27 protein-coding genes and 1 other RNA gene are annotated in these 24874 nt (G+C 49.5%); 21 read left to right on the forward strand and 7 right to left on the reverse strand.

Annotation, left to right across the window (positions count from 1 at the left end):
* The first annotated feature begins 44 nt into the window (after window positions 1-44).
* The 3 genes from DFR27_RS10835 to DFR27_RS10845 are packed head-to-tail and all read left to right on the forward strand — an operon-like array spanning window position 45 to window position 3276.
* Complete coding sequence (locus tag DFR27_RS10835) at window positions 45-2216, forward strand: malate synthase G (RefSeq protein ID WP_121877484.1); 2172 nt, start codon at window positions 45-47, stop codon at window positions 2214-2216.
* Window positions 2204-2575: a CidA/LrgA family protein gene (locus tag DFR27_RS10840; protein ID WP_121877485.1), complete on the forward strand. Its 372-nt coding sequence runs from the start codon at window positions 2204-2206 to the stop codon at window positions 2573-2575. The genes DFR27_RS10835 and DFR27_RS10840 overlap by 13 nt, the downstream gene beginning before the upstream one ends.
* A complete protein-coding gene (locus DFR27_RS10845) occupies window positions 2572-3276 on the forward strand; it encodes an LrgB family protein (protein WP_121877486.1) in 705 nt (234 codons plus the stop codon). The genes DFR27_RS10840 and DFR27_RS10845 overlap by 4 nt, the downstream gene beginning before the upstream one ends.
* Here the strand turns inward: DFR27_RS10845 and DFR27_RS10850 are convergent.
* Together DFR27_RS10850 and DFR27_RS10855 are read right to left on the reverse strand one after the other, a co-directional pair.
* Window positions 3241-3663: a DUF2721 domain-containing protein gene (locus DFR27_RS10850; protein ID WP_121877487.1), complete on the reverse strand. Its 423-nt coding sequence runs from the start codon at window positions 3661-3663 to the stop codon at window positions 3241-3243. The two genes, DFR27_RS10845 and DFR27_RS10850, sit on opposite strands and share 36 nt — an antisense overlap.
* Before the next feature lie 15 nt (window positions 3664-3678).
* Complete coding sequence (locus DFR27_RS10855) at window positions 3679-4083, reverse strand: phnA protein (protein ID WP_121877488.1); 405 nt, start codon at window positions 4081-4083, stop codon at window positions 3679-3681.
* A 117-nt stretch (window positions 4084-4200) separates the two neighbouring features.
* Here DFR27_RS10855 and DFR27_RS10860 point away from each other — a divergent pair, with 117 nt between their 5' ends.
* The gene (locus tag DFR27_RS10860; RefSeq protein ID WP_121877489.1) at window positions 4201-5406 is read left to right on the forward strand and encodes a CaiB/BaiF CoA transferase family protein; all 1206 of its coding nucleotides are present in this window, start codon (window positions 4201-4203) and stop codon (window positions 5404-5406) included.
* A 144-nt stretch (window positions 5407-5550) separates the two neighbouring features.
* On the opposite strand, the gene DFR27_RS10865 is transcribed toward DFR27_RS10860, so the two are convergent.
* The gene (locus DFR27_RS10865) at window positions 5551-6864 is read right to left on the reverse strand and encodes an NCS2 family permease (protein ID WP_121877615.1); all 1314 of its coding nucleotides are present in this window, start codon (window positions 6862-6864) and stop codon (window positions 5551-5553) included.
* 216 nt (window positions 6865-7080) lie between these two features.
* Between DFR27_RS10865 and DFR27_RS10870 the strand changes: the two genes are divergently transcribed.
* Window positions 7081-7278: a DUF2788 domain-containing protein gene (locus DFR27_RS10870; protein WP_121877490.1), complete on the forward strand. Its 198-nt coding sequence runs from the start codon at window positions 7081-7083 to the stop codon at window positions 7276-7278.
* Window positions 7279-7371: 93 nt separating this feature from the next.
* Here DFR27_RS10870 and DFR27_RS10875 read toward each other — a convergent pair whose 3' ends face one another.
* Window positions 7372-8187 (reverse strand): endonuclease/exonuclease/phosphatase family protein, encoded by an 816-nt coding sequence (locus tag DFR27_RS10875; RefSeq protein ID WP_121877491.1) that lies wholly within the window; start codon window positions 8185-8187, stop codon window positions 7372-7374.
* Window positions 8184-8915: a pseudouridine synthase gene (locus tag DFR27_RS10880; protein ID WP_121877492.1), complete on the reverse strand. Its 732-nt coding sequence runs from the start codon at window positions 8913-8915 to the stop codon at window positions 8184-8186. The genes DFR27_RS10875 and DFR27_RS10880 overlap by 4 nt, the downstream gene beginning before the upstream one ends.
* Before the next feature lie 273 nt (window positions 8916-9188).
* On the opposite strand from DFR27_RS10880, the gene DFR27_RS10885 reads away from it, so the two are divergent.
* From DFR27_RS10885 to DFR27_RS10905, 5 genes are all read left to right on the forward strand, one after another.
* A complete protein-coding gene (locus DFR27_RS10885; RefSeq protein WP_121877493.1) occupies window positions 9189-12479 on the forward strand; it encodes a TonB-dependent receptor domain-containing protein in 3291 nt (1096 codons plus the stop codon).
* 64 nt (window positions 12480-12543) lie between these two features.
* Window positions 12544-14499, forward strand: a complete 1956-nt coding sequence (locus DFR27_RS10890; protein ID WP_121877494.1) for an alpha/beta hydrolase family protein — start codon at window positions 12544-12546, stop codon at window positions 14497-14499.
* Window positions 14500-14638: 139 nt separating this feature from the next.
* Entirely contained in the window at window positions 14639-15250 is a 612-nt protein-coding gene (locus tag DFR27_RS10895) for a class I SAM-dependent methyltransferase (RefSeq protein ID WP_121877495.1), read from the forward strand.
* Window positions 15251-15260: 10 nt separating this feature from the next.
* Entirely contained in the window at window positions 15261-15881 is a 621-nt protein-coding gene (msrA, locus tag DFR27_RS10900; protein ID WP_121877496.1) for a peptide-methionine (S)-S-oxide reductase MsrA, read from the forward strand.
* A gap of 9 nt (window positions 15882-15890) precedes the next feature.
* Window positions 15891-16772 (forward strand): lysophospholipid acyltransferase family protein, encoded by an 882-nt coding sequence (locus DFR27_RS10905; protein ID WP_121877497.1) that lies wholly within the window; start codon window positions 15891-15893, stop codon window positions 16770-16772.
* A gap of 11 nt (window positions 16773-16783) precedes the next feature.
* On the opposite strand, the gene DFR27_RS10910 is transcribed toward DFR27_RS10905, so the two are convergent.
* Window positions 16784-17236 (reverse strand): DnaJ domain-containing protein, encoded by a 453-nt coding sequence (locus tag DFR27_RS10910; RefSeq protein WP_170150848.1) that lies wholly within the window; start codon window positions 17234-17236, stop codon window positions 16784-16786.
* A 57-nt stretch (window positions 17237-17293) separates the two neighbouring features.
* On the opposite strand from DFR27_RS10910, the gene DFR27_RS12595 reads away from it, so the two are divergent.
* Genes DFR27_RS12595 through DFR27_RS10920 form a run of 3 tightly spaced genes read left to right on the forward strand, consistent with a single transcriptional unit; the run spans window position 17294 to window position 18394 of the window.
* A complete protein-coding gene (locus DFR27_RS12595) occupies window positions 17294-17467 on the forward strand; it encodes a hypothetical protein (protein WP_170150849.1) in 174 nt (57 codons plus the stop codon).
* The gene (locus DFR27_RS10915; protein WP_121877499.1) at window positions 17467-17811 is read left to right on the forward strand and encodes a helix-turn-helix transcriptional regulator; all 345 of its coding nucleotides are present in this window, start codon (window positions 17467-17469) and stop codon (window positions 17809-17811) included. The genes DFR27_RS12595 and DFR27_RS10915 overlap by 1 nt, the downstream gene beginning before the upstream one ends.
* Before the next feature lie 13 nt (window positions 17812-17824).
* Window positions 17825-18394 (forward strand): AAA family ATPase, encoded by a 570-nt coding sequence (locus DFR27_RS10920; protein ID WP_121877500.1) that lies wholly within the window; start codon window positions 17825-17827, stop codon window positions 18392-18394.
* 62 nt (window positions 18395-18456) lie between these two features.
* On the opposite strand, the gene DFR27_RS10925 is transcribed toward DFR27_RS10920, so the two are convergent.
* On the reverse strand, window positions 18457-19281 hold the full coding sequence (locus DFR27_RS10925; RefSeq protein ID WP_121877501.1) for a sulfurtransferase: 825 nt from the start codon (window positions 19279-19281) through the stop codon (window positions 18457-18459).
* Between the two features lie 93 nt (window positions 19282-19374).
* Here DFR27_RS10925 and ffs point away from each other — a divergent pair.
* The 8 genes from ffs to DFR27_RS10965 all read left to right on the forward strand — a co-directional run bounded on the left by ffs (window position 19375) and on the right by DFR27_RS10965 (window position 24871).
* Window positions 19375-19471, forward strand: an RNA gene (gene ffs, locus DFR27_RS10930) — signal recognition particle sRNA small type.
* A gap of 120 nt (window positions 19472-19591) precedes the next feature.
* Window positions 19592-21745 (forward strand): DNA polymerase III subunit gamma/tau, encoded by a 2154-nt coding sequence (dnaX, locus tag DFR27_RS10935; protein WP_121877502.1) that lies wholly within the window; start codon window positions 19592-19594, stop codon window positions 21743-21745.
* A complete protein-coding gene (locus DFR27_RS10940) occupies window positions 21746-22072 on the forward strand; it encodes a YbaB/EbfC family nucleoid-associated protein (RefSeq protein ID WP_121877503.1) in 327 nt (108 codons plus the stop codon).
* A 14-nt stretch (window positions 22073-22086) separates the two neighbouring features.
* Window positions 22087-22689 carry a recombination mediator RecR gene (recR, locus tag DFR27_RS10945; protein ID WP_121877504.1) on the forward strand — a complete coding sequence of 201 codons (603 nt, stop codon included), beginning with the start codon at window positions 22087-22089 and terminating at the stop codon, window positions 22687-22689.
* A complete protein-coding gene (locus DFR27_RS10950; protein ID WP_121877505.1) occupies window positions 22686-23792 on the forward strand; it encodes a ribonuclease D in 1107 nt (368 codons plus the stop codon). Before recR ends, DFR27_RS10950 begins: the two co-directional genes overlap by 4 nt.
* Complete coding sequence (locus tag DFR27_RS10955) at window positions 23789-24082, forward strand: YcgL domain-containing protein (protein ID WP_121877506.1); 294 nt, start codon at window positions 23789-23791, stop codon at window positions 24080-24082. The genes DFR27_RS10950 and DFR27_RS10955 overlap by 4 nt, the downstream gene beginning before the upstream one ends.
* On the forward strand, window positions 24079-24528 hold the full coding sequence (locus DFR27_RS10960; protein WP_121877507.1) for a YcgN family cysteine cluster protein: 450 nt from the start codon (window positions 24079-24081) through the stop codon (window positions 24526-24528). The genes DFR27_RS10955 and DFR27_RS10960 overlap by 4 nt, the downstream gene beginning before the upstream one ends.
* Before the next feature lies 1 nt (window position 24529).
* Window positions 24530-24871 (forward strand): hypothetical protein, encoded by a 342-nt coding sequence (locus tag DFR27_RS10965; RefSeq protein ID WP_121877508.1) that lies wholly within the window; start codon window positions 24530-24532, stop codon window positions 24869-24871.
* Window positions 24872-24874: the final 3 nt, after the last annotated feature.

Here is a 24874-nt window from a genome sequence, read left to right on the forward strand (position 1 = left end):
GAGTTTGATTCATCTAGGGTGGCGCAACAAATGAGGTAGCTTTTATGACACAGTATCAATCTATCGGGACGCTTCAAGTAGCAGATGTTCTTGCTGATTTTATCAACCGAGATGTACTGCCTGGTTTGGCCATTGAATCCGCCGCGTTTTGGGCGGGTTTCGAGCATATTATTGAAGAGTTTGCCCCGCAGAATCGCGAGTTGCTAATCAAACGCGACGACCTGCAAGCGCGAATTAGCGAGTACCATCGCCATCATCCAAAGCTTGAATTCCAGCCCTATAAAACCTTTCTTCAGGAAATTGGTTACTTAGAGCCAGTGGTTGACGATTTTACTATTACCACTGATCACGTTGACGCGGAGCTTGCTGAACAGGCGGGTCCCCAGCTAGTTGTTCCCATCATGAATGCCCGATACGCCATCAATGCTGCCAATGCGCGTTGGGGAAGCCTTTACGATGCACTTTATGGCACTGATGCCTTGATCTCTGAGCCCGCCGGAAAAGGCTACGATACGGTTCGCGGTGCCAAAGTTATTGCCTGGGCCAAGTCGTGGTTAGACGAGAATTTTCAGCTACAAAGCGGCTCGCATCAAGATGCAGTGAGCTACCGAGTTGAATCGGGCGAGCTAGTTATTGAACTCCTCAGTGGTGATTTGGTAAGACTGCGTGACAGTAGTGCTTGGAAGGGCTTCAGTGGAGAGCCTCAGAAACCGGAACGTATTTTACTTGAGCACAACCGTTTAAGCGTTGAGCTACAGTTTAATGCCGACACCAATGTGGGCAAAGCGGATTCCGCTAATATGAGCGATATCCTCTTAGAGTCAGCCTTATCAACCATCATGGACTGCGAGGATTCTGTCGCAGCAGTCGACGCGGAAGACAAAGTCCTCTGCTATAAGAACTGGTTGGGCCTAATGCAGGGGAACTTGGTTGAGCAGGTTGAAAAGAATGGCCAGACTATTGAACGCAAGCTCAATGAAGACCGACGCTATATTGGTAGGGACGGGGAGACCATTGTACTCAAAGGGCGTAGCTTGCTATTTGTCCGCAATGTTGGCCACCTAATGACTAACGATGCAATTCTCGACGCCAGCGGCCGAGAAGTGCCCGAAGGTATTATCGACGGGGTAGTGACGAGTCTGATTTCGCTTTACGATTTAAACCGTGGTGAAGAGGGTAATAGTCGTTGTGGAAGTATCTATATTGTGAAGCCTAAGATGCATGGGTCAGCGGAAGTCGCTTTCGCCGATGAGCTCTTCGCTGCAATTGAGAATCTCTACCAATTGCCGTCAGGTACGATCAAAATGGGCATCATGGATGAGGAGCGACGAACCTCTATTAACTTGAAGAATTGTATCGCTGCAGCGTCGAGTAGGGTTGCCTTCATCAATACCGGTTTCCTAGACCGCACGGGTGATGAAATTCATACCTCAATGCTAGCGGGGGCGTTTCTTCCTAAGGCCGAAATTAAGCAGGCAGTTTGGTTGGGAGCCTACGAAAACTCCAATGTTGATATCGGTCTCAAGTGTGGCCTTCAAGGACGAGCTCAGATTGGTAAAGGAATGTGGCCCATTCCCGACCAAATGGCCGAAATGTTGAAACAAAAGATTGGTCACCCAAAAGCTGGGGCCAATACCGCTTGGGTCCCATCGCCTACCGCTGCTACCTTGCATGCTTTGCATTACCATCAGCTAAGTGTTGCAGCGGTTCAGGATGAGCTGAAATCACGAGCGCCAGCAGCCGTTGATGACATTCTGCAAATCCCGCTTCAGACCGATATCTCGGAGCTTGATGAAAAGACCCGTTTACATGAGTTGGATAACAATGTTCAGGGTATCTTGGGCTACGTTGTTCGCTGGGTGGATTTGGGAGTCGGCTGCTCGAAAGTACCGGATATCAATGACGTGGGCTTGATGGAAGATAGAGCAACACTTCGTATCTCAAGTCAACACATCTGTAATTGGCTCACGCAAAGCCTGATCACTGCTGAGCAAGTTGATGCATCAATGATCAAAATGGCGGCGATTGTAGACCAGCAAAATGCGGGTGATCCAGCTTACCGACCGATGGCGACTAATCCATCGGAGAATTTGGCTTTCGCGGCAGCACGTGATTTAATTTTTCTCGGAGCTGAGCAGCCAAGTGGTTATACCGAACCGCTGCTTCATGCGTATCGCCGGAAAGTTAAATCACTCGAGGGATCATGCAATCACTAAAGTGGCTTGCTAAAGCTCTAGCTATGGTAGTTTGCCTCAGCGTCTTTTTGGCTGTAGGCAAACTGCTTCAGACATCGCTGGCGCTGCCATTTCCGGGTGCCATTATTGGTATGCTGTTATTGGTGATAGCTCTCACTACGCTTGGGCATATCCCGCCGTGGTTGGGCGAGCCCGTAGATAGACTCCTTCCTCACCTCAGTCTATTTTTCATTCCAGCTATCGTAGGCGTCACCCAGATAAATGTGTTGGATGCATTTGCTTGGTTGCTGTTAGTTGCCTACCTTTTTGTTAGCTGGCTGTTAAGTTTAATCGTTGTTGCATTGATACTACAGCGCGCAACGAGGCACGCTAGGCGATGATGAGTTGGCTGCTAGCGGGGAGTACCATCCTAGCGCTTGTGGTGTGCTATCGCTTCACGCTTTGGGCCTATCGCCGTAGTGGCGCCATGCCGTTGCTTCACCCCGTGTTCTCGCTGAGCGCTATCGTCTTTGCAATACTAATTTTAACGCCATTGAGCTATGTTCAATTTATGGAGGGTGGGCAATATCTATTGCGCTGCTTAGAGCTTGCCATTGTGGCGCTGGCTTTACCCATCTATCGGAGCATTCGTCAACTGGCTTCGGGTTTCGCAAGATTAGCGGCAGGCTTGGCTCTGTGTTCAATATTGCTGGGTATGCTTGCCATAGGGCCCTTGCCCTGGATGGGAATAGACGAGGCAGTTTGGCTGAGTTTAGCCCCCAAGTCGGTCACAACCCCGGTGGCGTATACGTTGGCCGAAATGATGGGGGCGCTAGCGCCAATATCCGCCTTATCGGTATCAATCACTGGCGCGATGGGGGCATTTCTTGGTCCTTATGTGCTGGCGAAGCTGGCGGTGGAAGACCCGGTGGTGCGAGGGCTTTCGCAGGGGCTAACGGCCCATGCTTTTGCAACGGCTAAATTATTGGAAAATAACCCCGTTGAGGCCGGATTTAGTGCTCTGGGTATGGGGCTAAACGCTATTATGACTGCTCTGTGGCTACCACTAGCCTTCGCGGCTTTCCGCGCTTTCTCGCTCTAATCCCTCAAGTTCCAAATTAATAGCGACCATTGAGATGTGGATTTCCCACATCGAGAAGATAAGCGAACCGCAGAGGGTAATGAGACTGCCGAGAAAGAGCAGACTTGCTACGCCTGCTGCAGACAGATAGAGGGCGAGCATGGTTGCAGTACAGAGCAGAAAGGCGGCAACACCGAGGAATTGCATCCAACGAATGAGAAGGACCCTAAAACGCAGGTTTTTAACCTGCTGAGCACCGCTGAAATGAGAGAAGTCGATACTCTGTCGACGAACCTGTCGGAGCAATTGAGCCAGCGTTAAAAAGCGATTGGTGTAGGCTAACAGCAGCAGAGAAATCGCAGGAAAAAGGAGTGCTGGAGTGGTTAGGTCTAGTTGATGCTCAATCATAATGTTGCCAACTTACTATTTACCATCGAAGTTGATGGTGTCAGCCCACTGCATCACATGCTCGTCGGCAAACAACATCTCAACCGTATCCGTGGCCCAGTCTTCGGGGATTTGTCTCACTAGCCATATTGAGAGAGCTTGGATGGCAGGAGTTTCGGACCATACAGATTGAGCTAGGCACCGCCAGTGATTGTGATCTCTGCGCTTCGGGCTACGGAGTTGATCGTCACAGCTATCACAAATAAAAACGCAGTAGTTGAAATCAGGTTCCTTGGGCGCCGGTTCCACTTCAACCACTTTGAGCGCTACGCCTGAGGCTTCGCATAACTCACATTTTCGACCTGACCGGCGCGCCAAGTCTTTGCCAAATAGTGAGAGCTCGTTCAATCGCGCTTGATGTTTTTCACGGCCTTTCGACATTGCAGTCACCTCATAATATTTCCCCCTAGTTTACGCTTAAATTGGGAACTAGTGAAACCATTGCGCTAACGCGATACACTCCTTTCATAATAATTACCTACCAACGGATAGCTAATCATGAGTGGACCACTTGCAGGATTAAAAGTAGTAGATTTAAGTCGCATTTTGGCCGGGCCATGGGCAGGCCAAGTGCTGGCTGATTTTGGCGCGGAGGTGATCAAAATTGAGAGTCTTCAAGGGGATGATACGCGGAAGTGGGGACCTCCTTGGATAGATGGATCAGACGATGCGGCCTATTTTAGTTGTGCGAATCGTGGGAAGCGATCGCTTTGCATTGATTTTCGTACCGAAGCAGGGCAAAAACTGATTCGCCAGCTTATTGGCGATGCCGATGTTGTGATTGAAAACTATAAGGTCGGCGGTCTCAAAAAATATAATTTGGACTATCAAAGCGTAAAGATTCTGAATCCAGAGATAGTCTATTGCTCTATTACAGGCTTTGGTCAAACTGGGCCTAAAGCGAAGCAAGCCGGCTACGATGCCATGATTCAAGCCTCCGGTGGGCTGATGAGTATTACCGGCCCTAGAGACGATGAAAGTGACGCTGGGCCGCAAAAAGTTGGTGTGGCGGTTGCAGACTTGATGACCGGAATGTATGCCGTAGCGGCGATTCAAGCAGCGTTGATTGAGCGCGAGAAATCCGGCGAAGGGCAGTATATTGATTTAGCGTTGCTAGATACTCAGGTTGCCTGGTTGGCGAATCAGTCAGCGAATTACCTAGTGGGCGGGGTAGTGCCTCAGCGCGAAGGTACGGCACACCCCAATATTTGTCCTTATCAAGCATTTCCTGCCACTGATGGTTACTTCATGTTAGCAGTAGGAAATGACAAGCAATTTGCCCTGTTATGTCAGCAACTTGGACAATCGCAGTGGTCGAGTGATGAACGCTTTTCAACCAATCCTAGTAGGGTTAAACACCGCCTTCAGCTGGTGCCTATGATCGCTGAAATTACCAGCACCAAACCCATGGCAGAGTGGCTGCAGGAATTGTCTGTGGTAGGTGTCCCCGTAGGGCCCATCAATACACTTGACCAGGTCTTTGAGGATGAGCAGATTAAGCATCGCGAAATGGTGTTAGCGCAAGAGCGCAGCGATGGAGTATTAATAAAGACTGTTGCGAATCCGGTGAAGTTTTCTCGAACACCACTAAGCTACGACCGAGCACCGCCGGCGGCGGGAGAGGATAGTGAAACCCTGCTTAAGGAGATGGGATTATCTGACGCGGAAATAGCCAAGCTCCGAAGTGCTGGGGTAGTGAATTGATTCGCTGATCGTTATTAGCAATGTGCACCCTCTGATCCAATTGCTGGGATTAGGTGCAAGAGCAAAGTACTGAAAAAAAGAAGGGGATTACTATGGTTAGTAATCCCCTTCTTTAGGTTTGTACTAGCGATTCGGCTGGGCGATTTAGAAAGCGCCAGTAGCGAGAACGTATACGTAAACCAGTGAAACAATCACAAGTGCTGGGTTAAGGTCCTTGTAGCGACCGCTAAATAGCTTAATTAGCGTATAGCTTAGGAAACCCATGCCGATACCGTGAGAGATTGAGAAGAATAGCGGCATGCCGATAGCTGCGATCCAGGCCGGTGTTGCCTCAGTCAGATCGTGCCAATCTATATTCTTCATGTCTGAAGTCATCAGTACACCAACGAAAAGAAGCGCTGGGGCTGTGGCGTAGGCAGGAACAAAGTCAATAATGCCTACGAGCGGTAGGGCGAGTAAGAACAGAATGCCTGCAACCACTGCAGTAAGACCGGTACGGCCGCCGGCGGCGATACCTGAAGCCGACTCAACGTAAGTGGTCACTGATGGCACACCGATAACAGCACCAACGGTTGTGGCGGTTGAATCAGCCATCATTGCTTTACCCATTCCTGGGAAGTTACCTTTTTCATCCGCAAGACCAGCTTGAGAAGCTGTTGCCATAAGCGTGCCTGAGGTATCGAAGAGGTCAACGAATACGAAAGCGAAAATGACGGCCAGCATGCCTGAAGTCAGAATGTTTTCGAAGGTCATTGCGCCAGCAATCTGCATTAGCGATTCAGTCATGGTGAGTGACTCGGCAGCGGCATCTACTGGAGCACCACCGGTCAGGCCAAGTGCGTAGGCGATAATAGAGACGCCCAAAATGCCCCACAGCACGCTACCTGTCACCTTGCGAGACTCCATTGCGATAATCGCGAGGAAGCCAAGCGAGGCAAGGATAGGCCCTGCCTTAGTGAAGTCGCCCAAGGCGACTAAGGTTGCAGGGCTAGCCACAACGACTTCTGCTTGTTTGAAAGCAATGATGGTAAGGAATAAACCAATACCAACGGTGATGCCGTGACGAAGGTTCTTCGGAATGGAGGTGATGATCCACTCACGAATCTTAAACGCTGAGAGCAGGAAGAAGATAATACCTGATACGAACACTGCGCCCAGTGCTTCCTGCCAGCTGTAACCCATGCCACCGACAACGGCGAAAGCGAAAAAGGCGTTCAAACCCATTCCTGGTGCTAGGGCAGCGGGGAAATTAGCCCAAAGCCCCATGAGTAGACAGCCTAATGCCGCGGCAAGCGCTGTTGCGATGAATACAGCATCGGCGGGCATGCCGGCTGCTGCCATCATACCTGGGGTGGCGAATAGCACATAGGCCATGGTTAGGAAGGTGGTTAAACCAGCGATAAATTCTGTTTTTACCGAAGACTGATGTTCAGTAATTTTAAATAGCTTCTCGAGCATGTTTAGTACCTGAGCCTCATAGGGCATCTAAATTGAAAATCCGCGCAATATTAGCAGCTCTGTCCGCGGGCGATAATAACTGTAAATATTCCCTAGGCTAGTTGAAGAAGCAATTATTGCGCAACAATTTACTCTCTGATTTGGCAATTTCTGATTGGGCTAGTCCTAAGCGCATCCGTCACCTATAATGGGGCCTATCATCGAACGGAGCATGAAATGAGCGAAGCTGAATTTGCAGACTGGGCAACCAAAATACTGGTAACGGGTCTGATTCTCTACATGGGCTATATCATGTACAAATTAACCAAAGAGTCCAAGGCTGGTAAGTTTGGTGGGGCAATCATTTTTTTAGTGCTTGGTTTCGGTGTGGCAGGTTTTGTCTTCAAAGAAGTGCTTATAGGCATTATGAGTTAACTTACTCCTTCCAGTGATATTTTAGTTACCAAGCGGTTTGATTAGTTAGCTAACTAACTAACTAACAAACTAACAAACTAACAAACTAACATTCTAGTCTTCGGCAGCGGTGGTCACGATAATCCCCGTTGCTAAAATGGGGTTGTGGTCACTCAGCTCGGCGTTCGGAGCACTCACCTCTGTCCAATTAATTCCCCTCGATAGTATCCAGTCTAAAGGATAGCCAAAGGGCGCGGTTCGGTTATCCTCAACATAGGCGGGCTGCGCTAAGCCAAGTTCTTCGGCCACTTGTTTGATAAATCGTGAGCGTTCATAGCGCCAAGTATTCAGGTCCCCTGCCAAAATGATGGGCCCCTTGTGACTCTTTGCTAATAGAGCAGCCGTCCGTATTTGCCTTTTCCATGTTCCCAGTAGCCAGCTGAAGTTAACACCATGGAGGTTGATAACCAGCAATTCATCCTCGCTCCCTGCGATGGGGAAACTTGCCGCAATCGCCGCCTTCGGCGTCAACATAATTGGCTCAAAACTTTGCCAATGGCAAACTTTGGAAGGAGAGACCCTACTTTCAAGTGCAACACCCGTTGTTTCCAGGGCACGATGGCCAGGGCTAAACAAAAAACCTTCATCAACGGCTGACTCCTGCAGCACGAGTAAATTGACGCTTGTGTTATGGAGAGCTTCCCGTACTTTTGCTAACGGCTCCTTGGCGATATTCCAATTAACAACTTGAAGTTCTTGGGGCAGTTGGCCGCTGGTGTTGAAGAATTCGCAGCTAACTGGCGAAGTGGGCTGGTTTGATGGCAGGTCGGGATCAATCATCGAGAGCGTCATCGTAAGGGCAAAGCTTATGAATAGCAGTAGCGCCAAATCGATGAGGCGAAATCTGTCTGAAACATGGAGCCGGTTCATTTTGGTGTCTGCTCCCAGTGAAGCTGACTGGCCAGCTGGGTGAATGCGTCGGGCTCGGGCGCGTCTAAGGTTATGGCTTCGTTGGTGACAGGGTGTGTAAAGCTCATGCTTTGGCAATGTAGCATCAGTCGATTGATGTTGAGTTCGGCGGCAAGAAAGCGATTCAGGGCTCCTTTGCCGTATTTCGGGTCGCCGATGATTGGGTGTGAGATATGCTTTAGATGGCGACGAATTTGGTGGCGCCGACCTGTCTGAGGCTTAAGCGAAACCTGAGCCAAGCGAATCTCTGGGTACCGATCAAAGGCGATAGGAAGCGTTGCCGTGGCGGTAAGTTCTACTGCCGTCTGAGCGCTCTGAATTTCGATGGCGCGATCAGTTTTTCCCTTAAGGTCGTCCAAGCTTAGCTTCAGTGGATGATCAATAGACTGGCTGACGGGCCAGCCTCGAACCACTGCCTGGTAGTGCTTGGCAATAAGGTTCTCTGCGAACTGGTCGGCAAGTGCTTTGGCGGCTGATGAGGATAGGGCGAAAAGTAATAAGCCGCTGGTGGGTTTATCTAGGCGATGCACGGGGTAAACGTATTGCTTGAGTGTGTCTCGCGCCTGCTGCAGAGCGAATTCGGTTTCATGCCTGTCTATTGGGGAGCGATGAACCAGCAAGCCCGATGGCTTGCTGAATGCCGCAAGGTAGTCGTCGCGATAGGTTAAGGCTAATTTCCCGTCCAGCAAAATGCTTACCAACTTTGTGGTTATGTAGTCCGTTATTCTAGAACAAACTGATGCAGAGATATAACAAATTCTAATTGCCAATTTCGCGATAGTATCACTTGTTACTACCTGAAAAGTTAGTTATTGTACGTAAGTGATATCTCACATATGAAGCGACAATTATATCAAAAATGCTTCGAATTTTAGCTGCTTGCGTATTGCTCTTACTACCAACAAGGTAGTTGGTATAACGGTGATGCTGAGCTGTCGTACTAATAGAGATTAGGGGGAAACATGACAATCTCTTCGTTATTTAAGGCGCGCCCACTCGCAGTTGCGGTGTCGATGGCGTCTGTTGCTACGTTTGCTAACGTAGCGTATGCCCAGGAAGAAACAACTGCCGAGACGGTTGAGTCTTCGGAAGTTGTAGAGCAACAACAGCAAACGGAAGAAGTTGTTGTGACGGGCTCACGACTTCGTCGCGACTCATTCTCGTCAATTTCACCGCTAACGGTCATTGATGCAGATGTTGAGCGTAGTCTCGGTAATTTCGATGCAGCGTCGGTACTTCAGTCAAGTACTGCTGCAAGCGGTCAGCAAATTGATACCACCTTCTCGGGCTTCGTACTCGACAATGGTCCAGGCGCTTCTACCCTGAGTCTTCGTGGTTTAGGTGCTGATCGTTCACTTGTTCTCTTGAACGGTCGTCGCTTAGCGCCCGCGGGTGTTGAAGGTGCGCCAAGTTCGCCGGATCTTAACCTACTGCCGTCTGGCATGGTTAAAACCTACGAAATTCTTCTCGATGGGGCCTCGGCCGTTTACGGTTCTGATGCCATTGCGGGTGTAGCTAACGTTATTACTCGTAAAGATTTCGATGGTTTTGAAATCATTGCAAACGCTTCAGTGCCCAGTCAGTCGGGTGGCGAAGCGAGTAATCTGAACTTGACTTGGGGTACTTCTAGCGACCGAGGTTTCTTCGGTATGGGTTTGGAGTATTACAAGGCGGAGTCAGTGAGCTTTGACGATCGAAGCTGGACCGCACAGTGTGATAAGAACTACGAAGAAGGCCTCGACGGGAAATTCTACAGCGAAGACGTTTACTATGCACTAACTCGGGGAATGGAAGTTGATGGTTGTAAACCTTCATCATTAGCGGGTCGAGCATTTGTAGGCGGCGGAAGCCGCGCGGGTTCTGTTTATTACACACCGGGCATGACGAACGGTGGCTGGCCAGGATTCTCTGAATCAGAGCAATTCGGCATTGGTATCGATAGTGACGGCGATGGCGTTGCGGATGTGAGCTATAAAGACTACTCACTGAATGGTAAGACTGGGTTCGCTCATCTCTACCCTGAAGTAGAGCGTATTAGCTTCTTAGCAAACGGTGAGTACACCTTTGATGGTGAGTCGAACACCACAGTCTTTGGTGAATTTTTGTACTCTCAGCGTGAGAACTACACCGATTCGGGAGCGTATCAGCTGTTCCCAGACGTCCCGGCTAATAACCCATTTAACTTCTGTAATCCAAATGGTGTGAATGGCATTGACTGTGGTCTAGCCTTTGACCAGTTAATGGATAATATGAACATGAATCCAGGATGGGTTTCGCAGTTTGATGCGCTCTATGGCCCGGGTGCATGGAATTTCTACCACTCTAACGGCATTCTGAAAGACGGCGCGCTAGGTGCGGTTGAGACAACCCCTATTGTTAACGTTCGCGGTGACCGTACTACCAGTGACACGAAAGTCGCTCAGGCGCGATTCGTGGGTGGAGTTCGAGGTGATCTTCCGTTCATGAACTTCGGTTCATTTAGTGATTGGGCTTATGAGGCGTCGATCTCATCAAGCATGTCTGAGGGTAAGTCAAGCCGTTACGGTATCCGTGGTGACCGCCTAGATCTATCTCTTGCAACAACAATTGAAGATCCAAACAACCCAGGTAACTTTATCTGTGGTGTGGATAATGACGGTGATGGCGTACCTGATGGTACCGACGGCTGTGTACCGGTAAATATGTATGACCCAGCGCTCTATGCTGGTGTTATTGGTGACTTCGGTACTGCAGCAGAGCGTAACTATCTTTTCGACTCGCGTGATTTTGATACCAAGTACTATCAGCATGTTTTCAACGCTTTCATGTCTGGTACGCTCTACGAACTCCCGGCAGGTGAATTGGCTGGTGCAATTGGTGTGGAATACCGCCACGATGAGATTGAGTCTATTCCCGATGACGTAGCTAGAGATGGCTTGTTCTTCGGCTTCTTCTCAGATGGAGGCGCAACGGGCAGCAAGGGTACTTCAGAAGTATTTGCAGAAGTTTCCATCCCAGTATTAGCTAACGTTCCACTCGTTACTGAGTTGACCGTTGACTTGTCTACTCGTTACACCAAAGACGAATTCTACGGTGGTGCATGGACAGGTGGTGCAAAGGTTGGTTACCGTCCGGTTGATTCGCTATTGCTTCGTGCAACTTACGGCACATCTTATCGTGCGCCTAACCTCCGTGAAAACTTCTTGGCCGATCAGTCGGGCTTTGGCTCGGTATTTGACCCATGTGGTATTCCGGATAATGCACTGGATTTAGCGGGTAACTACGATCCTACTATGGATCAGCGTGCTCCTGAAGTACTTGCAAACTGTGCGGCCAACGGCATTGATCCAACGGATGTGAACCAGGCGGGTTTCGGCGGGTTTAACTCCTATTCAGTCGAGGTTTATTCCGGTGGTACTCAAGATATTGAAGAAGAAACTTCAGAGTCATTGACCGTCGGTTTTTCCTTTGATCAGCCGTTCTGGAATGAGTTTGATATGTCGCTAGGCTTCAGCTACTACGATATTAAAGTTGAGAACTCAATCATTGAGCCTTCTGCTTCATATATCACCAACAGCTGTTTCTACGCCTTGCCAAGTAGTCCGTCATCGTTCTGTGGCAGCATTAGCCGTGGTACGGATTATCGTATTGATCGCATCGATGCGTTCTTCACCAACCGTGACCAAGAGCGCGCTCGAGGAATGGACTATACTTTCGATTACCGTCATGACATCACCGTTGCTGATCTTCCATTCAGTCTCTACGCAGGCATTACCGCCACGCGTGTCCTAGAGTCTTCTGAGACGTATTCTGACGACAGTGGTAATTCGTTGTATTACGATTCAGTTGGCCGCTTTGGTTACGCAGAATGGACCGGTAATGGCCGATTCCAGCTAAGCTACGAAGATTGGTCACTCACCTGGGGTATTAACTTTATTGGTGCGGTATCTCAAGATCCAACCGGTGTTGATCCGTACTCGGATGTATTCGACACCAATGGTACTGGCGTATTCTCGGATTCATGTGTAGGTATCGCTAACGGCGGCACTGACTGTCGTGACGTTGGTTACGCAGATGAGTACATGCTTCATAGTGCTGGTTTGAGCTATAACGTTGAATCTTGGGGCGTAAGTCTTACCGCTTCAAACGTATTCGACGAAGCGCCACCGCGTATTGATACCGCTCAGGTATTCGGTCGTAATAACACGCCACTTGGCGCAGGTTATGATCTAATGGGTCGTGTTATCTCTCTCGAGGTTGGTGTTAAGTTCTAACACTAAGCTAGCGATAAGGCCCCCTAACAGGGGCCTTTTTTTTGAAGTATGCGAGGTTAATATTATGTTCAAACAACTCCGCGTTATATTAGCGGGTATCTGTTTAGCGTTCAGTTCAATGCTTAGCAACGCTGAAGTGCTTCCGCCAGAGTATTTTGCACTAAGATCAGTGATCAGTGATGTACAACTGTCTCCGGATGGTAAATATTTAGCATTATTAAAGATCGCCAACCGTGATGCGAATCCGGTGATTGAGGTCTACCAAACAGACGATCTAGAGGCGCAGCCCTATCGGGTTAATGCCGATCCCATGGAAATTCAGAGTTTCTCATGGGTCACGAGCAAAGATATTGTTTTGACCTTACGACAGCAAGTTCGTGACGATATTAATGGCTTTAACCAAGGTGTTTTCGAGTACTCAATTGCACGACTAGACGTTGAAAGAGAACGTATAAAAGAGCTTCGAGAGCCCGGGGCATCGATCGTCAGCTTACTGCCAGGTAAACCTGATTCAGTATTGTTGTCTTTTTATCCTGAGGACAGTGGTAGTCGTACTACTGGCTCCGTGGCGGGCGGTTATCGCGCACAGTCATTCTACGAGTACAACTTACGCAGAGGTTCTAAGCGTCTGATTATGCGTGGAAATGATGCTATGGGTAGCTTTCGCTTTACCGGCGACGGTAGGCCTTGGTATGCATTAAGCCGAGACGGTATCAACGCTGAAACACTCTACATGAGTCGAGTTGACGACGAGTGGATTGAAGTTCATAGGGTTAGCGACGACTCGCATGAGAGTTTCCGGGTTGTGGGCTTTGATGAAGCAGCGCCGCATCTATGGTTTGTAGTCGCCGAGAACGGCGAAGATAAGGCCTCGCTGTGGGAGTACAATACGGAAACCAAGCGATTTGGCGAGAAGATATACGGCCGCAATGATGTCGATATTGGCGGTGTTCGCTATCACTCTAATCGTTGGAATAATCCTGACACTATAACGGGAATTAGATTTTATAAAGATAAGTTTCACTTTGTCTACTTTGATGGTGAAGAAGAAGCACTTTACAGCCAACTACAGCAGTTGGTTCCCGATGCGGGATTAGTTTCTATTGCCTCAAGAAGCAGTGATGGCGCAACACTGATTGTACGTAATACTTCGCCGCGGGACCCAGGTACCTACTATCTGATCCGAAACGGCCGCTTGAGTACTGTTGGCGAGCAGCAGCCATTACTTAAGTCTGAAAACCTGGCTGATGTTCGATATATTCAATACGAATCACGTGATGGTCGAACTATTCCTGCATTTATTACCGTTCCTAATGGAGAAGGTCCATTTCCACTCGTAGTGATGCCTCACGGCGGACCGTTTGTTGGGGAAACCGTCGTTTTTGATCGCTGGGCGCAACTTCTTGCTAACAGTGGCTACATGGTGTTGCAGCCACAGTATCGAGGTTCGATGAACTACGGCATGGATCACTACATGTCAGCCTTTATCAACGGTGGTAAAGGTGGCTACGAAATGCAGGACGACAAGGACGATGGTGCTTTGTATTTGGTGGAGCAGGGCTTAGTTGATCCGGATCGTATGGCCATGTTCGGTTGGTCCTATGGTGGCTATGCCGCCTTGGTAGCAGCGTCACGTGAAGACCAGATCTACCAGTGCGCTATTGCTGGTGCAGCGGTTGCCGATAATGTACTGCAGCTCAACTACTACGTTAGTCGTTTATCGGGCTCCTCGCGGATTCAGCAGGAGCGCTTCTGGCGCGACAGTATCTCGCCTATCGACGAAGTTGCTAAGGTCAACATCCCATTATTTGTGGTGCATGGTAGTGTTGATCAGCGCGTTCCTCTCGAACACGCCAAGCGCTATCTAGCGGCCCTTGATGAGAATGCAATTCCCTACGAATACATGGAATTAGAAGGGGCGGATCATTTTTCGAATACGCTGACCTTTGATCATCAGAAAATGTTCTACACGCGGATGCTCAGCTATTTCGCAGAGGATTGTGGGCCAGGCGGCTTGTAAACCTTGTAGTTGATGAAGATATCGTCACGGCGAAGCTTTCGGGCTTCGCCGTTTTTTTTGAGCTGTTAGACACACCGCGACGGTACTTCGATTTCCATTGTGGCTAGGTTTCAGGTCCTATCTTCGCTACACTCTCGTCATGGCAGATCATTACTTCAATATTCCAAGTGCACCAAACATCAAGGCGCCACGATCAACTCACCCGGCTGTGAGGCGGCTAAAACGGGCTGCGACAGCTCGGTCAGCGCATGGCAACAAAGTTTGGGCGTCTACACAGGTGCTCATTGATTTTATTCAGTCCAATCCAATTGCTAGTAACCTTCGTATCTTAGAGCTTGGTGCAGGCTGGGGAGTACTTTCTGCCTACTTAGCGCTTACCTTCAATGCCAAGGTTGTTGCGCTGGATATTGACCCGGACGTGGTGCCTTACAGCGAACTTGTTGCGTGTCTGAATAAAACCCAGTTCGATACCGTTACCATGGATTTTGACCAGCTGACCGCGGCCCAGTTAGCAAACTTTGACCTAGTCATCGCCGCGGACATCTGTTTCTGGGATCATATGCCGGAAGTATTATCTGAACTGTTATTGCGCTGCGAAGAGGCGGGGGTCTCTAGAGTCATTTTAGCGGATCCCGGCAGGCCGCCGTTTTATGAGCTAGCGAGGTGGTGTCAAACTGAGTATGATGCTGCGGTATATCCTTGGCATGTTAACCAGTCGGCGTCCCGTGGTTATATTTTAGATATTGATTAGAGGCTACAAAATGCGTTCTACAGTAATGATCAGTGCCGATGAGGCGCTAAGCGGTCGAAGCGAAGCAATTGTCATTAACCCAATTAATGCTGTATTAGGTACTTCAATGTTAGAGGCGCCAACGGGAGCAAGGGTTGTTTATTTGGGAATGGGCTGCTTTTGGGGCGCTGAGCGTGTTTTTTGGCAGCAAGCTGGCGTTATTAGCACGGCTGTTGGTTATGGTGGCGGCTATACGCCGAACCCAAGTTACGAAGAAGTTTGTACCAGTAATACCGGTCACACTGAATTAGTGAAAGTGATCTATGATCCTACCCAAGTCACCCTTGAGGCACTACTTGCCTTATTCTGGGAGAAGCATGATCCCACTCAGGCGATGCGCCAAGGTAATGATATAGGGACTCAATACCGCTCTGCTATTTTTCTAGAGAGCGATGCTGATGCCGTCTTAGCCAATGGCACCAAATCAGCTTATCAGCAGGCCTTAAACGCCAAGGGCTTAGGTGCAATCGCTACAGAAATTGCCGTCCAGGTGCCATTTTACTTCGCCGAGGACTATCACCAGCAGTACTTGCATAAGAACCCGGCCGGCTACTGTGGTATCGGTGGAACCGGTGTTGTTTGTCCAATCTAGGGAGTTCGCATGGGTGTTTTTATCGTAAAATTACTAAGCCGGATTCCACTTGCTGTATCCTACCGGGTACTCGCGCCGTTATTGAGTTTTCTCCTGTTCCGGGTGTTTAAATACCGGGTTAAGATCGCTCGCCAGAATTTAGCTCGAGTCTATCCGGCTAAAACGGAAGCGGAGCGGGAGTTAATTCTCAAAGATTATTACCAGTTTTTAGGTGATATGTTTGTAGAGGTACTGCGTTCACCTCATTTGAGTGATGAGGATTTCTTAAGCAGGGTGAAGTGGGAGAATCCAGAGCTCATCAACGACCTGTGGGCGGATGGGCAGTCCATTGTCTTGATGGCGCTCCATCAATGTAACTGGGAGTGGCTGCTACACTCGGCTACGCTAACATTAGATCCGCCATTAGAAGTTATCTATAAGCCATTGCATAACAAGGCTTTCGATGGGTATTTCCGCGAGACCCGAGCCCGCTTTGGCTCCATCTTGGTGCCGCACAAGCAGGCGGTGCAACTTTTCAATCATCGCAAGGATCCCTTTTTTCTAGTGCTACTTTCGGATCAAGCACCGCTAAAAAAGCGTAAAAAGGTTTGGTCAATGATGCTGGGACAGGACACCGCTTTTCCCTTGGGTGCGGAGTTATTCGCGAAGAATAATAATGCGGTTGTGGTGTACGGCTGGCCACGTCGAGTTGCTCGTGGCTACTATGAAATTCGCCTAGAAATTCTAGCAGAACCCCCTTATCAGCAAGAGGGTAATGAAATATTAGACGCGTATGCGAAGCGAGGAGGCGAAGCGATCGTTGCTCAGCCAGAAACATGGCTTTGGAGTAATCGGCGCTGGAGCTACACCAAGGCTGAAGATCCGACTTTGTCGGCCTCCGATGACCATTAAGGTTTAAGCGGTTAACCTAAAAGTTGATCTCGAGCTTCATTGATTTGTGCAGCTAAAAATTCGTTGCCACCACGATCTGGGTGATATTTTGCCATCAATTCACGGTGAGCGGACTTAATTTCCTCAGGGGTTGCACCGTCATTCAAACCCAAAATTTTAAGTGCTTGAGACCGAGTCATCGTAGAAGTTGATGCTTGGCTCCGTTGCTTTGAGTCATCAGTGGCTTTATTCAGCGGGTTAAAACGAGTGTACAACTGCCAGGCGATAGGGATTAATGGCGAGGTCAGCGCTCCCATAACATGAAGGCGACCGGTAGCGGCGGCGATTACACACAGCCCTACCAGGGCCCACAGCACTCTAACGGTTAACCAGCGTGTCCGTGTGTCAACGGGTTGCTTATAATAGCTAGCGCGAAGAAAGTAGCCAACGAAGGCTAGAAAAACAAGGATAATAATTGCAGGCATAATCAATCCATCAATAGTTGATCCTGTAAGTATACGCATCTCGAAGGAGAGTACCCCATGAATTTATTGATTATTTTAGTTGTACTATTTGCCTCGCTTGCGCTGTTGGTAACCATTACCAAAGGAACAAAACCGCCCAGTGACCAGTTTATTGCCAAGGTACGACCTTGGTTGTTCCCGTTGATCATGCTGGCACTCGTTATTGCACTAATTAGCCATTGGATGAAGTAATGGAACATCAAGTTCAAGTCATAAAACAGGAAGATAAGCCCGCCTTTGCAGTATTAAGCTGGGATGACTATCAGCGCTTGCTTACGCTGGCGGGAATCAGTGCACCACAGTCGTCGCAACAGTCAGTGCCGGTAAAGGCGGCGATTAGCTCGGAAACCTTACGGGCAATTCGCGAGTCTAAAGGCTTAAGTGTTGCTACACTTGCCAGAGAGGCTGGGATTAGCCCAAGTTATTATGAAATGATCGAAGACGGTAGACGGCTGGCGTCAGAAGCGAATCGCAGGGCGATTGCGCGCGGCCTCCAATGTTCGGTCGACGATATTATCTTTAGTGAAACAACCTGAGGAAGACGCTGTCATGAAGATTGTCTTAACCGGCGCACCGGGAAGCGGCAAAACAACGTTAATCGATGCGCTTCGAGATCTTGGCGAGCAAACCGTCCCAGAGGCGGCTATCGATGTCATTCAAGCCTTGGTTCGCGAGCTTGGACTTGCCGAGCAGGACGAATGGCGTCGCGGAGATCCGTTGGGTTTTCAGCAGCGAATCTACCGTCACCAAACCGAGCTAGAAGCCGTTTTGGATCCTTCTCGCCGTAGCTTCTTGGACCGAGGGACATTAGACGGCTTGGCATATCTCACGATGTTTAATACTCAGGCGCCAGAGAGTTTCAAGGTTGAGCTAGCGGCGCATCACTACGACCATATCTTTTTTGTCGAGCCGTTGGTGCTTGATGAGTTAGATCTTCGGCAAGCATCTGGTCGAAATGACTCGGAGGAAGAGGCCGCTAAGCTGGTTGAGCTATTACAAGCGGTCTACCGTGACAACGGTTACCGTATTCATCGCATTCCACCACTACCCATTGCTGAACGTATTCAGTTTGTCCTTGATCTGGCAAATCGTTTGGAGCTTGAAACAGCGCCGCGATGACGCTGTTTCCAAGCAGCTTCAGCTAAGCGCTTTCGAGCTAGCGTTAACTAAACTTAGCTCCGCTAGGCTGGGTAGTGAAGTGGTTGATGGCTGCACCAGTCGGACCAACTCCCTGCATAGAGTGCATCACCCTCATGGCCAATTTGTGCCAATACCAAAAGATTGACGCAAGCGGTCACACCTGAACCGCAGTAGTGTGTTCGCTGGGGGTGTTTGGTAACGATCGGCTGCCAAATCTGCTTCAAAGCGGCTACCGATTTGAGTTTCCCGCCTTCGAAATTATTGCTAAAAGGAAGGTTGATAGCCCCAGGGATATGGCCGGCGATAGGGTCAAGCGGTTCAACCTCACCCAGGTAGCGCTCGTTGGCGCGGGCATCGATTAGTGTTCCGCTTGCGGCTAACTGCGTATAGCTATAAGCGGCAAAGTTCGGCGGTTGAGTGAGGTCCGATGGCGGGTAGTTGACGATCCTAGTGCTTAATTCACCTCCCTCGTTCTGCCATGCCTGCAGCCCGCCATCTAGCACATAGGCGTTGAATCCTGATTGGCGGAGCATCCAGCAAGCGCGGGCTGCAAAGGCGGCATTGTGATCGTCATAGCAGACAATCGTATCGTCTACGCTTATCCCCCAGCTAGAGAGCGTTCCCCACCAGGTGCTAATTGGCGGCAGCGGATGTCGGCCAAGCGGATGACGCCCTTCGCGATTCGTCATAATGGGGCCAGAGAGGTCATGGTTGAGGTGAGCGTAAACTGCACCTGGAATATGACCTGCTAGAAAGGCGTGATGACCGGCTGAATCATCCTTAGCGAGCAGCTCGAAGCGACAGTCGATAAAACGAGCATTCTGCGGCAGCTCGGAAGGGGGTAAAAATGGGCGAGTTTTGATCATTCGTATTGCTCCTGACTAATGAATCTAAATTAATTCTTCTAAGCTATTGAAGCAACGGGAATTTCTCGTATAATGGCGCCCTTGTTATGGTCCTATCGGTCCTCTCGCAATGAGCAACTGTAAACCCCGCCAGGCCCGGAAGGGAGCAACGGTAGCAGTGACCTCATGTGCCGGGATGTGGCTGATAGGGCCACCCAATATTCTTCCCTATGTCGGCAAAAAATTAGTCGCTCAATCTGATTCATCGGTATTCAGACTACCCTTTTGGTGGTTATAATGGATTGATTCGTCAGTTCGTTCAGGAAGGCCCATGTCATACCAAGTTCTCGCGCGAAAATACCGCCCAGCTAATTTCCATGAAACCGTGGGACAAGAGCATGTGTTGCGGGCGTTAATTAACGCGCTCGATAATAACCGTTTGCATCATGCGTATCTCTTTACGGGCACTCGCGGTGTCGGCAAAACCACCATCGCGAGAATTCTTGCGAAATGCCTTAACTGCGAACGTGGCGTGAGCTCCAAACCATGTGGCGAGTGTAATGCCTGTTTAGACATTGCCGCGGGCCGATTCATTGATCTGATCGAAGTGGATGCGGCGAGCAGAACCAAGGTGGAAGATACCCGCGAGTTACTCGACAATATTCAGTACGCACCTACCGCGGGCCGCTTTAAAGTGTATTTGATTGATGAGGTCCACATGCTCTCTAATCATAGTTTCAATGCACTATTGAAAACACTTGAGGAGCCGCCTCCGCACGTAAAGTTTCTCTTGGCTACTACTGACCCTCAGAAGTTACCGATTACCGTTCTGTCACGTTGCCTACAGCTTTCGCTCAAGAATATGATCCCCGAGCGAATCGTGAGTCATTTGGAAACGGTGTTGAGCAGCGAAGCCTTGAGTTATGAAGAAGAGGCTTTGTGGTCAATTGCTCAAGCGGCCGATGGGAGTATGCGTGACGCGCTTTCATTAACGGATCAGGCTATTGCATTTGGTGATGGCAGCGTACAGAGCGTAGACGTGAATGCCATGCTGGGTACTATTGATCGGGGTGTTATTCAGCAGCTGCTACAGTTACTCATTGATGGTGAGCGCAAAGCGCTCATGAGTTTCGTTGCACAACTTTCTCAGCAAGCTCCCGACTTTTCCCGACTTCTCAGCGATTTAACCCTCGCTTTGCATAAGCTCGCCATGTTACAGGTGGTACCAGATTACCCATTACCGGTTGCAATGGACGCCAAGGCATTTGCTGAATTAGCTCAGCGAGTGACCGCGGAAGATGTACAGCTGTTCTATCAGATAGGCGTTCAGTCGCTCGCTGAGCTTCGGCGCTCCCCTGACGAAATGGTCGGCTTTGAAATGGTTTTGCTGAGAATGCTAGCGTTCCGGCCGCAGGGGGTGATCGATATCGAGCATGCTCCAGATGAGCTTCCGGAAGTGCCAACAAAAAAGACGCTACCCCAGTCGGATGAAGTAGCATCGACTGGGGCCCAAGTCGAAAAAGCTGACATTGAGGTTGCGCATCTATCCAGTAAAGCCGCTAAGCCGCTGGATGAGCGTAGTGAATCGGCTGCTGACGATCAGCCTCCCTGGGACGTGGATGGACTACCTGCATCAGCCTCTACGGCGTCCAAAGAGGTGTCCACAAACAATGCAGTGATAGAGCCTTCATCCTCGCTAGCGGAAGTAACAGCCACCGAAACCGTGCCCACAAACAATGCAGTGATTGATCCTGCGTCCTCGCTAGTGGAAGCAACGGCCACCGAAGCCGGGTCCATAAACAATGCAGTGATTGAGCCAGCGTCCTCGTTAGTGGAAGCAACGGCCACCGAAGCCGGGTCCACAAGTATTGAAGTGCCAGAAGCGGTATCAGAAGCAATTACCGAGTCGGTGCATGATTTCGCACAGGGGGTTAATGAGCCACCCATCGATCATAAAGCGACTATGCCATCAACGGCGGGAACCGACGTTGCCGCGGCAGCGCTCATAGATTCTGCGATTCCCGCTGATAGCCCTAAACCGACCGAAACAACAGTGGGTCACGTGGCGCGAGGGTTTAGCTTAGACTCGTTAACTCAGGCGAATTTTCCCGAGTTCGCGTTGCGACTCAGAATGATTGGACCTGCAGGGAGTGCGCTGCATCAGATGTCGCTGCAGAGTGTTGAGGGGAATCAGCTAAACTTAGTCATGGATAGCGCGCAATCCATGCTGCTAAAAGCGCGTCAGCACGAGCAACTGACCGAGGCTTTTTCGGTTGCACTGGGTGAGACCGTAATACTGAATATTGTAGAGGGTGATCCAGGGTTACTCACTGCATCGTTACGTAGACTGGAGATTGATACTCGACGCAGAGAGCAGGCGATAGCCGAGCTTAATAGTGATCCGGTCATCCAGTTTTTGAATCATGAAATGGGTGCCAAGGTTTTACCACACACGGTTGTTTCCCTGGCTCCAGAGGAGTTTTAAATGAGTTTTGGTGATATGGGCAGCCTGATGAAACAGGCAAAAGAAATGCAAAAGAAAATGGCTGATATGCAGGAACAAGCTGCCAATGCCAAAGTCGTCGGTGAAGCCGGTGCGGGTATGGTTAAGGTCACGATGACGGGTCGCCATGATGTTAGTGATGTTGAAATCGATCCATCGCTCCTAACCGAAGATAAAGAACTTTTGGAAGATTTACTTGCCGCAGCGGTCAATGATGCCGTTCGACGTGTTGAGACCGCGAATCAAGAAGCTATGAAGTCGCTGACGGGTGGTATGCCACTTCCCGACGGTTTCAAAATGCCCTTTTGAGGTGAGCTGCATCTATGAACTTTAGCCCACTGATCAGTCAGTTAATTGACAGTCTCAAAGTACTCCCTGGAGTTGGCCCCAAGACGGCACAGCGCATGGCTTTGCACTTATTGGAACGAAACCCCGAAGGCGCTAAGCGATTGGCTGATTCGGTTGAACTGGCGATAGAGAAGGTGGGGCGCTGCCCGCGCTGCCGTAACTTGACTGAGGAAGAGCTATGCGGTATCTGTCGGAGCTCGCGCCGAGACGCGAGTGTTCTGTGTGTAGTTGAATCACCCAGTGATGTGATGGCAATTGAGATGTCCGGTGGTTATTCAGGGCGTTACTTCGTGCTGATGGGGCATCTATCACCAATTGATGGCATCGGTCCTCAGGATATCGGTATTGATGAGTTAGAAGCGTTATTAGCTGAAGGTGAAGTCAAGGAGCTTATTCTAGCCACTAACCCCACGGTGGAAGGTGAGGCGACGGCGCATTATGTTGCCGAGAAAGCCAAGCAGTATGACGTCATCACCAGTCGCATCGCGCATGGTGTCCCGTTGGGTGGAGAATTAGAATTTGTTGATGGTGGAACGCTCACACACGCCTTTAGTGGGCGTAAGGTAATGAATGAATGAAAACCGCTAATTGGATTGAAACAAATGATGAACTCAGGCAGCTTTGTGAGCATCTCTCAACGCATGATTGGCTGGTTTTAGATACCGAATTTGAGCGAAGAACGACCTTTTATCCCAAGGCGGGCTTAATACAGCTTGGCACCCCCGAGAAAGTTTGGCTGATTGATGCGCTAGCCGTGAATGACTGGCTCCCGTTGGTAAAGTTGATGGAAGCCACCGCAATCGTAATGCATTCATGTAGCGAGGATCTAGAGGTACTCAGGCATCTTTGTGGCGCTATTCCTCAGCGTATTTTTGATACGCAGGTAGCGGCATCATTATGTGGGCTTCGCTCTGGAATTGGTTTTGCGGAACTTGCGGAACATCTCTTCAATGTGCAGCTCGATAAGGGTGAAACGAGGAGTAATTGGCTGCAGCGACCGTTGCGTGAATCACAGTTGCGCTATGCGGAGGATGATGTGGTATGGCTGGCTAAGGCCTTTCCAGCGCTAATGCTTCGCTTAGAGGAACGGGTAGATTGGGTTTGGGAAGAGGGCGATTTTACTATTGCTAATTCCAACGCCAATGATCACTTGGGCTATTACTTCGAGCGTCTTAGCAAAGTGGCGGATCGTGACCCGGTTACGCAACACGTGGCGAAAGCACTTAGCGATTGGCGAGAGCAGCAGGCTCGCGATCGGGATATGCCAAGAAATAGAGTGCTAGCGGAAGCATCATTGGTGCAGCTTGCTGTTCAGAAACCTCAGCATGTGTCAGCGATGACCGAGGTTGTCGATCTCTCCCCTGGGCAGATAAAACGATATGCTGAAACGTGGATTAGTCTTATTGCCGATGTTTTGGCTAGCGAGCCAACGGAGGCGCTAATGCCTCGTCTGCTGACTAAGTCGCAAACCAAGCAATATAAAGTATTTATGAAGATGGTTGATAATGTGGCGCACTCCTTGGAAATACCGCGCGAAATGTTGGCGTCTAAGAAGATTGGTCAAGCTTTCATTCGCACCAATAGCTTCCAACAGTCGCCGGCGCTTCCAACGTGGAGAACCCCCTATTTAGAACGCGCTGAAAAGCGCTTCCATGAAAAGACAGTAGAGTCAGAAGTATGAAACAGCCTTGTATTGTATCCGTGTATCGCTCCGCTAAAGAGGACGGTATGTATTTGATTGTGGAAAAGTCTCAGGGTTTAAAGAAAGTGCCTGAAGCGCTGCTTAAACGTTTCGGACCTGCTAAAGAGAGCATGGCATTTTTGTTGACGGAAACAAAAAAATTGGCACGATTTGATGCCAAGCAAGTACTTGATGCGATTCGAGACAATGGCTTCTTCCTTCAATTGCCACCTCCTCGTGACGAAGAGATGGCAGATATTGCACTGAAGAATTCAAAACTTCAGCGATGAGTGCGTTAAATAGAGCGTTTTGGGAAACCACGCCACTCACTGAAATGACGAAAGAGCAGTGGGAATCACTCTGTGATGGCTGCGGTAAGTGTTGCCTACAGAAGTTTATCGATGATGAAACCGACGAATTGGTTTATACCGATATTGCGTGCCAGTTACTTGACCGTTCTAGCTGCCGATGCTCTGATTACTCGCAGCGAAAGCAACGCGTTCCCGATTGCACTCAGCTTACGGTAGACGATATTGATCAGTTTGATTGGTTACCCGTGAGTTGTAGTTATCGACTTGTGGCAATGGGGCTGCCATTACCGGAATGGCATCATTTACTGACGGGTGATCGAACGTCGATCATCGCAGCGGGTATGTCAGTAGCTCACCGCTGTGTATCGGAACTCGATGTAAGCGACGATGAAATCGAAGCACATATTGTGCAATGGGTTAATTGAGATGATTGATAGTTATTTATTTGCGTGGGGTGCATGGCTTGTTGGCGGCGCAATCTGTTTAATTGTATGGGCGCGGATATTAAATAGCCTGCCTGAATGGATTTTTTACATTGTCTGGTGGGCAACCCTAGGCATAATTTTGGCTCCGGCAGCGGAGTCTGCTGGCTCAGAGCTCTGGGCGCCCGCTGTTTTGGCCACCGCCTTTGACCTGCTTAACGGCGTGGAGGGTGGTTTCATGCGAGCCGGCCAGTCACTGTTGGGCGGCGCTATTATTGGTGCAATACTAGGCGTAGTGATGTCAATTCTGCGAACTCGAAAGCGACTCAATAACGTTGGTAACTAGCGG

This window comes from Umboniibacter marinipuniceus (assembly GCF_003688415.1).
In the GTDB taxonomy this organism is placed as follows: Bacteria; Pseudomonadota; Gammaproteobacteria; order Pseudomonadales; family DSM-25080; genus Umboniibacter; species Umboniibacter marinipuniceus.

Coding starts and splice junctions, on each gene's coding strand:
- DFR27_RS10890 (WP_121877494.1), top strand. CDS start 12,544: ATGTTCAAACAACTCCGCGTTATATTAGCGGGTATCTGTTTAGCGTTC.
- DFR27_RS10950 (WP_121877505.1), top strand. CDS start 22,686: ATGAAAACCGCTAATTGGATTGAAACAAATGATGAACTCAGGCAGCTT.
- DFR27_RS10855 (WP_121877488.1), bottom strand. CDS start 4,083: ATGTCGAAAGGCCGTGAAAAACATCAAGCGCGATTGAACGAGCTCTCA.
- DFR27_RS10915 (WP_121877499.1), top strand. CDS start 17,467: ATGGAACATCAAGTTCAAGTCATAAAACAGGAAGATAAGCCCGCCTTT.
- DFR27_RS10920 (WP_121877500.1), top strand. CDS start 17,825: ATGAAGATTGTCTTAACCGGCGCACCGGGAAGCGGCAAAACAACGTTA.
- DFR27_RS10960 (WP_121877507.1), top strand. CDS start 24,079: ATGAGTGCGTTAAATAGAGCGTTTTGGGAAACCACGCCACTCACTGAA.
- dnaX (WP_121877502.1), top strand. CDS start 19,592: ATGTCATACCAAGTTCTCGCGCGAAAATACCGCCCAGCTAATTTCCAT.
- DFR27_RS10895 (WP_121877495.1), top strand. CDS start 14,639: ATGGCAGATCATTACTTCAATATTCCAAGTGCACCAAACATCAAGGCG.
- DFR27_RS10845 (WP_121877486.1), top strand. CDS start 2,572: ATGATGAGTTGGCTGCTAGCGGGGAGTACCATCCTAGCGCTTGTGGTG.
- DFR27_RS10840 (WP_121877485.1), top strand. CDS start 2,204: ATGCAATCACTAAAGTGGCTTGCTAAAGCTCTAGCTATGGTAGTTTGC.
- DFR27_RS10865 (WP_121877615.1), bottom strand. CDS start 6,864: ATGCTCGAGAAGCTATTTAAAATTACTGAACATCAGTCTTCGGTAAAA.
- DFR27_RS10850 (WP_121877487.1), bottom strand. CDS start 3,663: ATGATTGAGCATCAACTAGACCTAACCACTCCAGCACTCCTTTTTCCT.
- DFR27_RS10940 (WP_121877503.1), top strand. CDS start 21,746: ATGAGTTTTGGTGATATGGGCAGCCTGATGAAACAGGCAAAAGAAATG.
- DFR27_RS10955 (WP_121877506.1), top strand. CDS start 23,789: ATGAAACAGCCTTGTATTGTATCCGTGTATCGCTCCGCTAAAGAGGAC.
- DFR27_RS10965 (WP_121877508.1), top strand. CDS start 24,530: ATGATTGATAGTTATTTATTTGCGTGGGGTGCATGGCTTGTTGGCGGC.
- recR (WP_121877504.1), top strand. CDS start 22,087: ATGAACTTTAGCCCACTGATCAGTCAGTTAATTGACAGTCTCAAAGTA.
- DFR27_RS10875 (WP_121877491.1), bottom strand. CDS start 8,187: ATGAACCGGCTCCATGTTTCAGACAGATTTCGCCTCATCGATTTGGCG.
- DFR27_RS10835 (WP_121877484.1), top strand. CDS start 45: ATGACACAGTATCAATCTATCGGGACGCTTCAAGTAGCAGATGTTCTT.
- DFR27_RS10870 (WP_121877490.1), top strand. CDS start 7,081: ATGAGCGAAGCTGAATTTGCAGACTGGGCAACCAAAATACTGGTAACG.
- DFR27_RS12595 (WP_170150849.1), top strand. CDS start 17,294: ATGAATTTATTGATTATTTTAGTTGTACTATTTGCCTCGCTTGCGCTG.
- DFR27_RS10905 (WP_121877497.1), top strand. CDS start 15,891: ATGGGTGTTTTTATCGTAAAATTACTAAGCCGGATTCCACTTGCTGTA.
- DFR27_RS10860 (WP_121877489.1), top strand. CDS start 4,201: ATGAGTGGACCACTTGCAGGATTAAAAGTAGTAGATTTAAGTCGCATT.
- DFR27_RS10925 (WP_121877501.1), bottom strand. CDS start 19,281: ATGATCAAAACTCGCCCATTTTTACCCCCTTCCGAGCTGCCGCAGAAT.
- DFR27_RS10910 (WP_170150848.1), bottom strand. CDS start 17,236: ATGCCTGCAATTATTATCCTTGTTTTTCTAGCCTTCGTTGGCTACTTT.
- DFR27_RS10885 (WP_121877493.1), top strand. CDS start 9,189: ATGACAATCTCTTCGTTATTTAAGGCGCGCCCACTCGCAGTTGCGGTG.
- msrA (WP_121877496.1), top strand. CDS start 15,261: ATGCGTTCTACAGTAATGATCAGTGCCGATGAGGCGCTAAGCGGTCGA.